At 59.6% G+C, this 13,110-nt stretch carries 12 protein-coding genes and 2 tRNA genes; 10 read left to right on the plus strand and 4 right to left on the minus strand.

Features of this window, described 5'->3' with window-relative positions:
* Positions 1–295: 295 nt before the first annotated feature.
* The 3 genes from KYK33_RS20130 to KYK33_RS06405 form a co-directional block, all read right to left on the minus strand.
* A complete protein-coding gene (locus KYK33_RS20130; RefSeq protein WP_263480022.1) occupies positions 296–430 on the minus strand; it encodes a hypothetical protein in 135 nt (44 codons plus the stop codon).
* Positions 431–823: 393 nt separating this feature from the next.
* Positions 824–2,503, minus strand: coding sequence for an ABC transporter substrate-binding protein (locus KYK33_RS06400; RefSeq protein WP_224432426.1), 1,680 nt, complete (start codon positions 2,501–2,503; stop codon positions 824–826).
* Positions 2,504–3,381: 878 nt separating this feature from the next.
* Positions 3,382–6,819, minus strand: a complete 3,438-nt coding sequence (locus KYK33_RS06405; protein WP_224432427.1) for an ATP-binding protein — start codon at positions 6,817–6,819, stop codon at positions 3,382–3,384.
* A gap of 250 nt (positions 6,820–7,069) precedes the next feature.
* Here KYK33_RS06405 and KYK33_RS06410 point away from each other — a divergent pair.
* A tRNA-Gly gene (locus tag KYK33_RS06410) sits at positions 7,070–7,145 on the plus strand.
* Positions 7,146–7,205: 60 nt separating this feature from the next.
* Positions 7,206–7,279: transfer RNA gene (locus KYK33_RS06415), tRNA-Cys, on the plus strand.
* A 23-nt stretch (positions 7,280–7,302) separates the two neighbouring features.
* Here KYK33_RS06415 and KYK33_RS06420 read toward each other — a convergent pair.
* Positions 7,303–7,587 (minus strand): hypothetical protein, encoded by a 285-nt coding sequence (locus tag KYK33_RS06420; protein ID WP_224432428.1) that lies wholly within the window; start codon positions 7,585–7,587, stop codon positions 7,303–7,305.
* Between the two features lie 209 nt (positions 7,588–7,796).
* Here KYK33_RS06420 and KYK33_RS06425 point away from each other — a divergent pair, with 209 nt between their 5' ends.
* The 8 genes from KYK33_RS06425 (at position 7,797) to KYK33_RS06460 (ending at position 13,058) form a co-directional block, all read left to right on the plus strand.
* Positions 7,797–7,997, plus strand: a complete 201-nt coding sequence (locus KYK33_RS06425; protein WP_042041503.1) for a YbfA family protein — start codon at positions 7,797–7,799, stop codon at positions 7,995–7,997.
* A 235-nt stretch (positions 7,998–8,232) separates the two neighbouring features.
* Positions 8,233–8,490 carry a BufA1 family periplasmic bufferin-type metallophore gene (locus KYK33_RS06430; protein ID WP_042041505.1) on the plus strand — a complete coding sequence of 86 codons (258 nt, stop codon included), beginning with the start codon at positions 8,233–8,235 and terminating at the stop codon, positions 8,488–8,490.
* Positions 8,491–8,558: 68 nt separating this feature from the next.
* Entirely contained in the window at positions 8,559–9,401 is an 843-nt protein-coding gene (bufB, locus tag KYK33_RS06435) for an MNIO family bufferin maturase (protein WP_224432429.1), read from the plus strand.
* The gene (locus tag KYK33_RS06440) at positions 9,394–10,194 is read left to right on the plus strand and encodes an HvfC/BufC N-terminal domain-containing protein (RefSeq protein ID WP_224432430.1); all 801 of its coding nucleotides are present in this window, start codon (positions 9,394–9,396) and stop codon (positions 10,192–10,194) included. The genes bufB and KYK33_RS06440 overlap by 8 nt, the downstream gene beginning before the upstream one ends.
* A gap of 22 nt (positions 10,195–10,216) precedes the next feature.
* Positions 10,217–10,657 (plus strand): DoxX family protein, encoded by a 441-nt coding sequence (locus tag KYK33_RS06445; RefSeq protein WP_224432431.1) that lies wholly within the window; start codon positions 10,217–10,219, stop codon positions 10,655–10,657.
* Positions 10,658–10,775: 118 nt separating this feature from the next.
* Positions 10,776–11,759 (plus strand): D-2-hydroxyacid dehydrogenase family protein, encoded by a 984-nt coding sequence (locus KYK33_RS06450; RefSeq protein ID WP_224432432.1) that lies wholly within the window; start codon positions 10,776–10,778, stop codon positions 11,757–11,759.
* Positions 11,756–12,223: a GNAT family N-acetyltransferase gene (locus KYK33_RS06455; protein ID WP_224432433.1), complete on the plus strand. Its 468-nt coding sequence runs from the start codon at positions 11,756–11,758 to the stop codon at positions 12,221–12,223. Before KYK33_RS06450 ends, KYK33_RS06455 begins: the two co-directional genes overlap by 4 nt.
* Positions 12,224–12,500: 277 nt before the next feature.
* A complete protein-coding gene (locus KYK33_RS06460; protein WP_224432962.1) occupies positions 12,501–13,058 on the plus strand; it encodes a DUF3332 domain-containing protein in 558 nt (185 codons plus the stop codon).
* The last annotated feature ends 52 nt before the right edge of the window (positions 13,059–13,110 follow it).

Below are 13,110 nucleotides of genomic sequence, written 5' to 3' on the forward strand. Positions count from 1 at the left end.
TCTTGCAGGTGATATTGATTATCACTCATCTGTTTTCAGGGCCGTTTGGGCGAGGGAGAAGCGAATGAGGAGACTGTGCCTGGGGATCCGGTTCCGACCCGCCGGCGATCTTGGTGAGCGCCATATTGCCTTACCCATCCTGGCTCGCAGTTGTGCACCAGCCAAGGGAACCGTTCGACTCTTTGGTTGGCAAAGAGAGAGCTATCAAGAAGGCACTCGGCGGGCTTGGGCCAGGGTTTGAGGCGATCACTGTGATGGGGTGGCTTTCTTTTGCATCACTGAGCCCGACAAGGCCTCAGCGGCCGTTATCGGTGCCGGAGCAGGCATCTCCTTGGGGGCCGGCGGTCAGCATGAAGGCGGCAAGGGCATCCCTGTCCATTGGCTTCTGGGGACGCCAGATATGGGGAGAACTGGAAAGTGGCAAAAGCATGGCCCCCATGCGCCCAACTGGCACCCACAGCCCAACCTTGGCTGGTCACCTGTGGCGCCGAGTCGGTCTCCTTATCTGAGCGCTGTCATACCCCTGGCAGGTGGATCTGGCCCCATGAGGCTGGCGAGGGCGTCATTGGGCGATGCGGAGCTTGCTTTTAGTGCTGCCTGCCGATCATCTCTATCGATGATGGGGGGGCGGATAAGCGCTCTGCCGAGCTTGGGGTATCAAGCGCGGCTCCTTGTTGGTGGCCTGGAGAGGGAGGGCGCGGATGGCAAGCGATGGGCTACGGGGGGATGGGATCCCGTTGATGCGTGGTGGTGCTGGCGTGCTGAAGAAGGATGAATGGAAACGGGCCCCGCGGGGCCCGTGTTGTCAAGACTCAAATGGCCGTTAGGCGTTAGGTTTGAGGGCGAGCACGTGCAGCAGGCGCTCAGGGGTGTTGCTGTGTACCTGGGGCTTGGCGACCGGGTTGTCGGCGTTGAACCAGCCATGGAAGCGTTTGGTGTTGTACTCATACCAGGTCGGGTTGTTGTAGACAGGGATGATGGTCTGGTTGGCACCGACCCGCTCCTGGATCTCGTTCATGAGCACTTTTTGCTTGGCCAGATCCGCGGTCTGGCTGAAGCCGTCAATCAGCTTGTCCAGTGCGGGATCCTTGTAGCGGGGTGCCGCGAAGCGGTTACCACGTTCGCCCATGTTCCGGGAATGGAAGGCGGTCTCGAAGTAGTTCTGCGGGTTGGCACCGGTCAGGTAACCTTGCAGGGCCACATCGAAATCACCAGTGACCAGGTTGTCGGTCCAGACGGCCGCTTCGGGGGTGGCTGTCTTGGCATCGATCCCCAGCGCCTTGAGCCCTTCCACCCCGATCTGGACGGTGTTGACCCAGTCGGTCCAGCCGTTCGGCACTATGATCTTGAACTCGATTTTCTTGCAGCTCGGGGTATCGAGGAATTTGTCGCCGTCACAGTCCTTGTAACCGGCTTCCTTGAGCAGGGCCTGGGCGGCCGCCATGTCGAACTTGTTGTACTTGCCAAACTTCTTGTCGACATCCGGGTTGTTCCAGCTGTCGAACAGTTTGCCAAGGCCGGACGGGTATTCGTTGATGGTGGGATAGCCGTAACCGGCGATGTCCACCATGGACTGGCGGTCCATGGCCATGGAGAAGGCGCGACGGAAGTTGATGTCGTTGAAGGCTTCGTGATTGCCCGGGTTCTTGGTCTGGAAGTTGACGTTGAACGCCACTGTGCCGGAGGCGGGGAACCAATACTTGTTGTGCTTGGGATCGTTGCCGACGTAGAGGCGCTCGATGTCCGGTACGAAGGAGCCGAACCAGTCCACATCCCCTTTCATGACGGCGGCCAGCACCTGATCGTTGGTAGCCATTTGGGGCATGCGAATGCAGTCGATGGCGAGATTGGCATTATCCCAGTAGTGCGGGTTGCGGCACTGGGTATAGAGCTGGGCGGAGAAGTTGTCGACCTGGGTGAAGGGGCCGGTACCGACCGGCTGGTCATTGGTGAAGGAGACCGGATCCTTGACCGATTTCCACTGATGCTCAGGCACCAGCGGCACCAGGGCTATCTGGTTGACCACGCCGGTATTGACGCCAGCGAGCTCGAACTTGACCTTGTATTGGCCCAGCTTCTCGACCCCGGTGATCTGGGTCCAGATGGCCCGTTCGTCCAATGCCTTGTGGGCCTTGACCAGGTTGAAGGAGAAGAGCACGTCATCGGCATCGAAGCCTTCGCCATCGGACCATTTGACCCCTTGACGCAGGTCGAAGGTGACCGATTTCAGGTCTTTGCCAAATTCATAGTGGGTAGCGAGTCGGTACTCGGGTCTGCCTCCCTGCAATTCGTTGAAGATAACCAGGGGCTCATAGATGAACTCCTTGGTGGTGTGCAGCAGACCGGCCTGCAGGAAGGGGTTGAAGTTCTTGACCCACGCCGTCTCCTGTTGGGCGACCAGGGTCAGCACAGTCTTGTTGTCGGCGGCATTGGCGGCCCCGGCAGAGAGCATCAGGCTCCCCAGCATGCAGGCGGCGGCGACCCGGGATACTTTGGCAAGCATATTATTTCCTTGTTATATGGACGTCCCTGTTGATCTTGTTGAGGGGCGCATGGCTGGCGCTCTACCTCATGTCTGGGTCTGTATGACCCCCCTTAGCTAAGCAGGTTTAACAAGAAAGAAACATTTAATCCTTACGTCGATATCGTAAAAATCCCCTTCTCGACGTTGAAAACGTCAATTTCATTTATTAGTTAATTAATATCAATTGTTTAAGTTATTTGATTTCGCGCAAAAAGTGCTATTTAAGCCCTGTATTTGACGATAATGTGACGAAGATCTGGTCGGTTTTTATCCGCCTTTTGCATTCTTTGTTCTCTTGAGGAAAAAACCTGGTGCGGCTGTTGGGGTACTCTCCGAGAGGGGGGAGAAAACGCCATCGCCAGCCCGCTCCTGATGCTCGTTCCCGGACAGGCAAGGCTCATGGAGGGGGATGTTCCCAGTGCTGGACCATGGACGATAAAAGGGGGCTGCGCATGGGTCAGACGCCATCAGGCGGAGTCTGGGGCAGCGCCGCCAGGCAAGGTGTGGCTCCTTCAGCTCTGTTCATCTGTGGTTGCACGGTTTGCGGGTTGCATCTGGGGTGAGGGCTCGTTGAGCGGGTTCATGGGGTTGGCAGGGGTTGGGCCCGATGAGCGGAAAGGGGGCAAGGAGATGCGCCATCGTCTGTCCAGGGGCCCTGGCAGCCGAGAGAGGAAGAGGGGTGGCGAGTCAGCCCCGGGCAGTGCACTGAGCACGGGGCTGACCTGAGGGGCAACCTCGTCTCAGCCTGGACTGGGATATGGGGCCCAGCGCCTGCCATGCCACGTCTTGGGCAGAGGGAGAGGGGCCAGAGTGCCCGCTGCCAGCGGGCTCTCTGGGTTGAGGATGGCTTTTGATGATCAGCCCTTGCGATTGGCGAGCTGGCGCAACAGCTGGGCGCTCTGGTGCAGGCTCTGCTGCTGGGCTTCGCTCAGGGGGCACTGCTTGATCACGTACTCGGCCGTGGCGACCACCGTCTTCCAGCGTGGCGCCTTGGGCAGGGTATCCAGACTCAGATACTTGTCCAGGGTGCGGGTCTGGGGGCTGGATCTGTCCATGTAGACTCGCCACAGCTTGCTCTTCTCCGCCAAGACTATCTTGCCCTTGCCGGTGCTGTGTTGCCAGGCATCGAGGGAGAGGCGCATGGTGTCGACCAGGGCGTGGCGCAGGGGATCATCATCTTGCTGGCGGATCAGATTGTCGGCGAGGGAGCGGAACTCGCCACCGAGTCGGCTCAACTCCCCAAGCAGGTGTTCATCTTCGATGATGGCCTGACGTGACAGGCTCTTGAGGGCATTCTCCAGGGCCGCGACTCTGTGCTCATCCGGCGCGCTCTGGTTGCAGATAAGGGCATAGGCATGGCAATCATTGAGCTGGATAGGCAGGGCGCGCACCAGGGTGATCTCACTCTGACCGGCCACGCAGAACTGCAGACTCTGTTCACCAAGGTTCGTCATATCCGGCCACTGGCTGTGCAGGGGCTGGCTCAGCCACTCATCGAGGGATTGGCCCTCCATGGCCTCGGGCTCCTGGCCGAGACGGGTGGCCAGGGCGCGGCTGGCAAAGAGCACTCTGCCCTGCTGGTCGATGAACACCATGGCATCCCCCCCCTCGCTGATGAGGGCGAGCAGGCGCTGCTGATCCTGACGCAGGCTCTCCTGCAGGTTCAACCTGTGTTCGATCTCCTGTTTGAGCAGCCGGTTTTCAACCAGGGTGGCCCGCCCTTGTCTGGCCTCGAGCAGCGCGCGTACCCGGGCGAACAGCTCCTCCTTGCAGAACGGCTTGACCAGATAGTCGTTGGCCCCCGCATTGAAGCCCTCTTCGATATCCTTGGGCTGATTGAGGGCGGTGAGCAGCAGCACCGGCAATTGATCCTTGGGACTCTTCTCGCGCAGACGGCGACAGACATCGAATCCGGACAGGGTGGGCATCATCACATCGAGCAGCACCAGATCCACCGGCTCGGTGGCGAGCTTGGCCAGGGCATCATGGCCATCGCTACTCGGCAATATCCGATAGCCGCAAGGTTGCAGCAGGTGGCGCAAGATGTGCAAGTTGATGGGCTCGTCATCCACCACCAGCAGCAAGGGCGCATCCGGCGGAGGGGGGGGCAGGTCTTCACTCTCCCATTCGGGCAGGTTCAGAGGGACATGGCGCACCAGTGGATGCTCTTTGGGACGCAACTCGCTCGGGCCGGGCAGGGCATCGTGATGGGAGAGCGGCAGGCTGAAGCAGAAGGTGGAGCCGACGCTCGGCTCGCTCTGCACCGTGAGTCGCCCTCCCATCAACTCGATCAACTGGCGGGTGATGGAGAGGCCCAGCCCCGCTCCCTGCTTGCCCGCTTCATGGCTCATCTGTACCAGGGGTTCAAAGATGTGTTCCAGATTCTCTTGGGCGATACCGATGCCGGTATCCGTGACCTTGATCCAGAGGAAGTGCTCATCCTGGCTGGCGCTCAGCACGACTTTTCCCTGAGGGGTGTATTTGATGGCGTTGCCGACCAGATTGTAGAGCACCTGTTCGAGCCGTTGTTCGTCCGCCAGTACGGCGGGCAGCGCCTGTGGCGTGATATCGACCAGGGTCAGCGGTTTGGCCTGTACCAGATGCTGGCAGAGATCCAGCACCAGGCGCACCACCCCCTTGGGGTTGACGGACTGGGAGTGGATCTCCAGCTGGCCGTAGCGCATCTGATGGTAATCGAGCAGATCGTCCACCAGCCGCGCCAGGCCATCGGCGCTCTTGATGATGAGACCCAGCTGCTGCTGTTGCCCCTCGGTCAATTGCTGTTGACCGGCCAGCATGGCTTCCGCCATCCCCTTGATGCCATGGATGGGAGTGCGCAGCTCGTGGGAGGTGTTGGCGAGCAGTTCATCTTTGAGTTTGTCGGCCTGCTGCAGGCTGAGGTTCTGCTTGTGGGTCAGCTTGACCTGCTGTTGCAGCTCCTGAGTCTGGCGTTCGATCAAATCTATCTTGTCCCTCACCGAGCGCTGCATATGACGAAACGCCTGGGCGAGGCGGTCTATGTCATCTTCGGTGCGGGGGATGGCGATGGGGTGATCCAGGGCGCCATCTGCCACCTGTTCGGCGGCAGCCGTGAGGGAGCGCAGCGGTGCCGTGATGGAGTTGGACAGCCAGCGGGAGAAGAGAATGAGCAGCACCAGGGAGCCAACCCCGAGCAGCACGGAGAGCGTCTCCAGCTTGCGGATGGGATCATAGGCCTCCCGGGTCGATATCTCGGCGATAAAGGCCCACTCGGTATCGTACACCTTCACCTGGGTGTAGGCGGCCAGTACCTCATCCCGTTGATAGGACTCGAAAAGTCCGACGCCCTGCTCACCGGAGAGCGCCTTGAGGATAAGGGGGGTCTCCAGGGGGCGAAAGTCGGGGGAGAAGCTCTTCTCGACGCTGAACTCCGGTGCCAGCCAGGCATTGGCCCGCATCCGTTTGTCCGGGCCTATGAGGATGGTCTCGCCGGTTTCCCCCAGCCCTTCACGCTCCCCCATGATCTCGTTGAGCTTGTCCGGGCGCAGTTCGAAGATGACCACACCGCGCACATAGTCGTACTGCATCACGGGGGCGGCCAGGTAAGCGACCACTTCGCCGGTCAACTCATTGCGGCCGAAGTCGGTGAATTCGAAGATCTTCTGTGGTGATTCACCGCTGTCGAGCCGGCGTTTGATACGGGCGAAGGTGTCGCCAAGGCCGCTCGACTGATAGGGGCCTGAGAGTAAATTGGTGGCGAAGTTGGCACGCTTGGTGACCGAATAGACGACATCACCATTGATGTCGATGAGGAAGATATCGCTGTAGTTTGACTTGCGCACCATGTCGGCATAGCCACGGTGAAAACGCTGATGGACCCGGCCATACATCTCGTCCGCCAGGATCAGCGCACTGATGGAGGGTTCAATATCACTGTTTTGGGGATCGGGTTTACGCAGTTGATCCCAGGAGCCGGTGATGTAGCGATTATGGGCCCGCAGGCGCGCCTCCTGGGGGGTGGTGCCCAGCTTCTCGAAGGCACCGGTGAAGCCATAGAAGCGGCCGATACTGTTACCGGCAAAATCCTGCTGGGAGAAACCCATCACCTGAGCCTTGAGGTTGGCGAAATAGTCTTCCAGCTGGTTTTTCTTGATGTTACGCACCGACACCAGATGGTTCGAAGTCTGGGCGGTGAGATCCTTGCCGTGGGTGTGGAGGAAGAAGAGGGCGACGACCAGAAAGGGCACCATGCCCAGCATGAAAAACGCGAGCATCAGTTGTGTTTTGAGTCCGCGCGCCTTGAAGATCCATTTCATCGTATCAAGTTCTATTGAGAATCCAATTAGTAACCTTGCCAGTCTCGGGCCAAAGGCGTTGTATTTCAATGGCTTTATCCTAAATTCGTCTGTGGGGTCACAGCGGGACGCGCTTTTTTTACCCAAAGCGAATAAAGCCTGAGCAAACGGTCGCGCCGCGGGGCTCGAGGCACAAAAAAGGGTTGTGCTGCCTGCGGGGGTACGTATAATGCGCCTCGTTGTCAGGCAAGACCGGGCAGCATGAGTTCAGGCGGGAATAGCTCAGTTGGTAGAGCACGACCTTGCCAAGGTCGGGGTCGCGAGTTCGAGTCTCGTTTCCCGCTCCAATTTATCTCATCGACACCAAGGATGAGATGTCAGTTACAGTATTGAAGTCTTGACCCTGTGGCGCGTTAGCAAAGCGGTTATGCAGCGGATTGCAAATCCGTTTAGTCCGGTTCGACTCCGGAACGTGCCTCCATTATCTCCTTCATTTCCCTCGTTCTAGCCCTGTTCCAATGCCATGTCACACCGATGTGACAGCCACTGCGTATCCAGATATTTCCTCAATTCGATCATATCCTGCCGTTGCATGGGCGAACCTTGCGTGCTGATTTCATCCAGCTCGGCCATGCGTTGCTTGAGCAGACCACACTGCCACAGGCTGGCGGTAGGTACCCCCTTGTCAGCAAAGGCTATCCTGTCATTGACATTGCTGCGCCACTCCTGCCATTCGTTGTGGGCGAGCAGGCCGCACAGGCCGATGAGCACCATGTTCGCTATCTTCATCCGTCATCCCCCTGTCGTATCTGCTCTAACTCTGGTCAAGGGTGGCTGCTTGGGCAAACATTGTTATTGTTTGGTTAATAAACGTAATTAAGTTTCATCTCTGTCATTGAATGCAGGATTTGGCGGCCATATGGGTAAGAATGGTGTAGTAATTCAACAATTCATGGCGTAAACTTTGCTGAGTGGTCTTACCAGTGAGGCGTTCAATCATGTTTCATCCCTTCTCCCTGACTCGCATCATCCTGCGTCGCACCCTGGTGCTCCTGGTCGGCGTGCTGGCGTTTCCCATCATGCTGTTTCGCCGCGATCGGGCGCGTTTCTACAGCTATCTGCACCGAGTCTGGAGCAAAACCAGTACCAAGCCGGTCTGGTTGAAAATGAGTGAACGGGGCGACCGCATCTTCTACTGATGGGATAACCCCTCGGCAAAAAAATAAAAAAAGGCAGCAGCGGCTGCCTTTTTTTTATTTTTATTTTTTCATTTAAAACATGGCGTTACGTTTTATTTAATGCAGGCTGCCCTGCCTGTTTGACATTTTTTCTGACATTGCCTGAAAGATTAGTGGGCGGGGGCCGGTTCTATTCACTGAATCCGCGCCGCGGTTCATTCAACCCCGACGACCTCTATTCAGAAGGAATATGAACATGAAGAAATCGATCGCACTTGCCTCTGCCATGACCGGTCTGCTGGCCCTGGGCAGCCAGTTTATCGCCGCGCCCGCCATGGCCGCCGACGAGAAAGAGAAGTGTTTCGGCGTGGTCAAGGCTGGCCAGAATGATTGCGCGACCAAGACCAGCTCTTGCGCCGGTACCGCCAAGGCTGATGCGGCGGGTGATGCCTTCGTGGTCATGCCAAAAGGGCTGTGCGAAAAACTGGCTGGTGGCAGCCTGCAGCCGAAGTAAGCACTCATGGGGCGACGCGCGCTTGACGAGTCGCCCCTCCCTCCTGGTATGCAAGGGAGACAGGGTTGATGCACTCCTCCATCGGTATTGGCCTGCGCGCCCCCCACTACCAAGTCATGCTGGCAGAACGCCCCGATGTTGGCTGGCTGGAAGTGCACAGCGAGAACTATTTTGAGCCCCACAGCCGGGCCTTTCATATGCTCAGTCAGCTGGCCGAAGATTACCCCATCAGCCTGCACGGCGTGGGTATGTCCCTGGGCTCCAGCGATCCCCTCGATGGGGCCCACCTTGCCCAGTTGCGCGCCCTGATCACGGCCATCAAGCCTGCGCGCATCTCTGAGCATCTGAGCTGGGGCAGTGTCGACGGCCGTCATTTCAATGATTTGCTGCCCATGCCCTACACCCAGCAGGCCTTGGTCCAGATGAGCGACAAGATAAAGGCGGTGCAGGATCAGTTGGGTCGCGAGCTATTGATCGAAAATCCCTCTTCTTACCTGCAATTTGAAGCAGGCATGCCGGAGTGGGAATTTCTGGCGCAGTTGCAGCAGCACAGTGGCTGCGGCCTCTTGCTCGATCTCAACAACCTCTATGTCAGCGCCTTCAATCATGGTTTCCCTTGCACCGAGTACCTGGCAGCCATCGATCTCGATACCGTCAAAGAGATCCACCTGGCCGGCTTTACCGACAAATCCCTCGAGCAGGGCCACCTCTATATAGATACCCACAGTTGCCCCGTGGTGGAACCCGTCTGGGCGCTCTATCGCGATATCTGTGTCAGGCGGACTATTCCGACTCTGATTGAGTGGGATCTCGAGATCCCGGCGCTCGCTGTGCTGATTGCCGAGGCGGACAAGGCCAGCGAGATTGCCGAGCTTGCCATGGCTCGGCGCCAGGAGAGACACCATGTCTGAGCGGGTGACTGAGCAACCAGACCCGGGATCCGTCAGGGCGTTGCAACGGGAGTTTGCCGCCAGCCTGCTCGGCGAGCCAAATGAGGTCGCAGCACATATTCAGCCGGGACGCTTTCCTCCCGAGGCCTTGCTGCAGGTCTATCGAAACAACTTCATCCTCAGTCTCACCGAGGTGCTCTCCATCAGCTATGCCGCGAGCCAGGCCATGGTTGGGGAGGATTTTTTCAATGCCGCCGCCCGGGGGTTCATTCTGGCCAACCCGCCAGGAGAGGGCTGTGTGACCGGCTATGGCACAGGGTTCGCCGACTGGCTCGAGAAGTTGCCGACCACGGCGCATCTGCCTTGGTTGGCCGAGTTGGCCCGCTTCGAATGGCAGTTGGAGCGAGCGAGCCTGTTGCCATTCGAGCATCGCCGATGGCCAGCGGATGCGCTGGCTGCGCTGGCGCCGGATGAGTGGGACAGGGTACGTTTGCTGGTTGCCGACAATCTTCTTTTGCTGTCGGTGAGCGCCGACGTGGTCGGCCTGTGGCGGATGGCGTTGACGGGGGGCGAGGCTCCCCCCGAGCCGTTGCAACAGTGCTGGCTGGCGCTGCAAAAACAGCCGGATTTCAGTGTCATCCCTGTGGCCATAGACAAAGGGCAGTATCAATTGTTGCAGGCCTGCCGCCAGGGGATCCCCCTGACCGAGCTCGATGAAGCGCTCAACCCTGGCGCACTCTTGCCGCAACTGGTGGCCCAGGGGCTGCTGGTGGCATTTTCAGTCGACGCCGCACCGGGCGTTGACGATCAATAAGTAAACAGAAAGGAATTATCTGATGGAACATCTTATCGCCCGTGGTCAGCAACTGGCCGATCGTTGGCAGGGAGCCCTGTCGGGCTGGGTATTGCTGCTGGCGCGGCTCTGGGTTGCCCAGGCTTTCTTTCGCGCGGGCTGGCTCAAGCTCAATGCCTGGGATTCGACCCTCTATCTGTTCGAGTTCGAGTACCAGGTGCCCCTGCTGCCCTGGCAGTGGGCCGCCTACCTGGGCACGGCCACCGAGCTGCTCATTCCTGTGCTGCTGCTCCTTGGTCTGCTGACGCGTCCCGCGGCCTTGCTGTTGTTTGGCTTCAATATCATCGCCGTCATCTCTTATCCGACCCTGTGGCCGAGCGGCTTCTTCGATCATCAGCTCTGGGGCTGGATGCTGCTGACCCTGGTGGTATGGGGCGCGGGGCCGGTCTCGTTGGATCGCTGGCTGATCACCAGACTGAGATAAGGCCATCGCCAGTCGGTTGAGGGAGCCAGTTGCCGCATTGAGTTGTCAAATGGAGATACCTTGATGCACCATGATGCCGGTCATTGACCGGCATTTTTTATGGGCCAGGGGAGCAGGGATGAAGATAGCCATACTGGACGACTATCAGGGGGCCACGCGCGAGCTGGCCTGTTTTGCCAAGCTGGCAGACCATGAGGTGACGCTGTTTCGGACTCCTGCCCAGAGCGAGGCCGAGCAGGTCGCGCGGCTGCGCCCGTTCGATGCCCTGGTATTGATCCGTGAGCGCAGCCAGGTCGATGACAGCCTGCTCGCACAGTTGCCCCGGCTGCGGATCATCAGTCAGACCGGCAAAGTCAGTCAGCACCTGAGTCTTGCCGCCTGCAGCCGCCATGGGGTGCTGGTGGTGGAGGGGAGTGGCTCCCCTGTCGCGCCAAGCGAGCTGTGCTGGGCCCTGATCCTGGCGGCGAGCCGCCAGCTGCCCGCCTATTGGCAGGGGTTGCAGCAGGGACAGTGGCAAGATAGCGGCAGCCTGGGGCTGGGGCGCTCCCTGGAGGGGCTGACACTGGGTATCTGGGGGTTTGGCAAGATAGGGCGCAGGGTCGCGGCCTTCGGTCAGGCCTTTGGTATGACGGTGCTGGTGTGGGGCAGTGAGGCATCCCGCGCGGCAGCCTGCAGTGCAGGTTATCGGGCGGCGTCGAGCCAGGCGGCGCTGTTTCGCCATAGTGATGTGCTGAGCCTGCACCTGCGACTGTGCGAGGCCACCCGCCATTGTGTCACTGCTGCAAGTCTGGCATTGATGAAGCCCGATGCCCTGCTGGTCAATATCAGCCGGGCCGAGCTGGTGGTGCCCGGCGCTCTGCTGGCGGCGCTCCAGGCCGGGCGACCCGGCTTTGCCGCCCTCGATGTGTTCGAGTGCGAGCCCCCGAGCCAGGAGCCCTTGCTCGCCATGGCCAATGTGATAGGCACGCCCCACCTCGGTTATGTCACCCGCGACAGCTACGAGCTCTATCTGGGTCAGGCTTTTGACAACCTGATCGCCTTTGCCGCGGGCTCCCCCGTCAACATGGCGAACCCCGATTGTGGCTGGGAGACCAGGCAATGAATATCCGTCAGGCCACCCTGGCCGACATCCCTGAACTGGTCACGCTGCGCATGGCGCTCTTTGCCGAGCTGGGGGAGGCGTTGGGGGATCAGGGGGAGGCGCTGCATCAGGCCAGTGTCGACTATTTCAGCCGTGCCATGGCCGAAGGCAGGCTCATCTCCTGGGTCGCCGAGGAAGGAGAGGCGGGGGGAGGGCTCTTGGCTGTGGGCAGCCTGGCCCTGTTCGAGCGGCCGCCGTACCCCGGCAACCTGCCTGGCCGGGAGGCTTATCTGCTCAACATGTATACCCGCCCCTCATGGCGAAGGCGCGGACTGGCTCGGCAACTGCTGGCTGCCATGACTCGCTACGCCGACCTGGCCAAGTTTGGCAAGCTGTGGCTCCATGCCAGCGAGGCTGGCCGTCCTCTCTATGAACAGGCCGGCTTCGTGGGACATTCAGGCTACCTGGAGCGGCAGCCGGATTGATTGCTGCGGGCGGGCAAGATCGGGCCAGGTGGAATCGATTGACCCTTAGCTATAAGGGGGGGAGGGTTGGCGGTGCGTGCCCGGCACCATCTTGGTGAAGAGGCTGCCCTCAAGCAGAGGATGGCGAGAGATGCCACCTCCATTGTTGATTCATTGCGCGATCGCACCGTTAAACTGAACCCTGCCTGTACTGCCTCCCCCTTGCCGATTGTGACCCTCTGCCCCCTTGTTTAGGCTGGCCGCCTTTCGATGATTCAAGACGGCGGACATGACGGATATGGCACAACAGATAAGCAAGAAGGTGGCGTTGTCGCTGCTGCTGGCGATGGGCACCCTGGGGCTGGGTGGCTGCATGGGGCAGATGGGGCTCTCCTCCATGGTGACGAAAGGCAACCTCAAGGTGGTGGATAACCGTTACGGCCGCGCCGGCGTCTTCGTGCTGCTTTCACCCGTCTATGGCCTGGCCGCAACCGCGGATCTCTTCATCTTCAATACCGTGGAATTCTGGTCAGGGACCAACCCCATCACCGGGAAGTCTCCTGCGCTGGTCGATCATAAGGTCGACACGGCCATCAAGGTGAATCAGCATCTGGACAGCTCCCTCAAGACAGTTCCCCTGGCCAGCCTGCCCGCCGATGTGCGCAGCATGGACATTAGCTACCCGGATGCAGATAACGCTCTGATGGAGCTGCACTATAAGGATGGCAGCCGCAGCACAATGCGAGGCCAGCGCCGGGGCGATGTGGTCGATCTCTACTATCAGGGTCGCCTGGTCTCAACCCTGACCCAGGCGCAGCTGGCGACCATGAGTCGCACCGGACGCGTGGCCGCCTGAGCCACGCTGCCTCTGGGAGGATCCCGCTCCCATCCTGATGACAAAGCCCCGC

It is taken from the genome of Aeromonas rivuli, assembly GCF_020149575.1.
Classification (GTDB): Bacteria; Pseudomonadota; Gammaproteobacteria; order Enterobacterales; family Aeromonadaceae; genus Aeromonas; species Aeromonas rivuli.

Coding starts and splice junctions, on each gene's coding strand:
- KYK33_RS20130 (WP_263480022.1), bottom strand. CDS start 430: ATGCTTTTGCCACTTTCCAGTTCTCCCCATATCTGGCGTCCCCAGAAG.
- KYK33_RS06400 (WP_224432426.1), bottom strand. CDS start 2,503: ATGCTTGCCAAAGTATCCCGGGTCGCCGCCGCCTGCATGCTGGGGAGC.
- KYK33_RS06405 (WP_224432427.1), bottom strand. CDS start 6,819: ATGAAATGGATCTTCAAGGCGCGCGGACTCAAAACACAACTGATGCTC.
- KYK33_RS06420 (WP_224432428.1), bottom strand. CDS start 7,587: ATGAAGATAGCGAACATGGTGCTCATCGGCCTGTGCGGCCTGCTCGCC.
- KYK33_RS06425 (WP_042041503.1), top strand. CDS start 7,797: ATGTTTCATCCCTTCTCCCTGACTCGCATCATCCTGCGTCGCACCCTG.
- KYK33_RS06430 (WP_042041505.1), top strand. CDS start 8,233: ATGAAGAAATCGATCGCACTTGCCTCTGCCATGACCGGTCTGCTGGCC.
- bufB (WP_224432429.1), top strand. CDS start 8,559: ATGCACTCCTCCATCGGTATTGGCCTGCGCGCCCCCCACTACCAAGTC.
- KYK33_RS06440 (WP_224432430.1), top strand. CDS start 9,394: ATGTCTGAGCGGGTGACTGAGCAACCAGACCCGGGATCCGTCAGGGCG.
- KYK33_RS06445 (WP_224432431.1), top strand. CDS start 10,217: ATGGAACATCTTATCGCCCGTGGTCAGCAACTGGCCGATCGTTGGCAG.
- KYK33_RS06450 (WP_224432432.1), top strand. CDS start 10,776: ATGAAGATAGCCATACTGGACGACTATCAGGGGGCCACGCGCGAGCTG.
- KYK33_RS06455 (WP_224432433.1), top strand. CDS start 11,756: ATGAATATCCGTCAGGCCACCCTGGCCGACATCCCTGAACTGGTCACG.
- KYK33_RS06460 (WP_224432962.1), top strand. CDS start 12,501: ATGGCACAACAGATAAGCAAGAAGGTGGCGTTGTCGCTGCTGCTGGCG.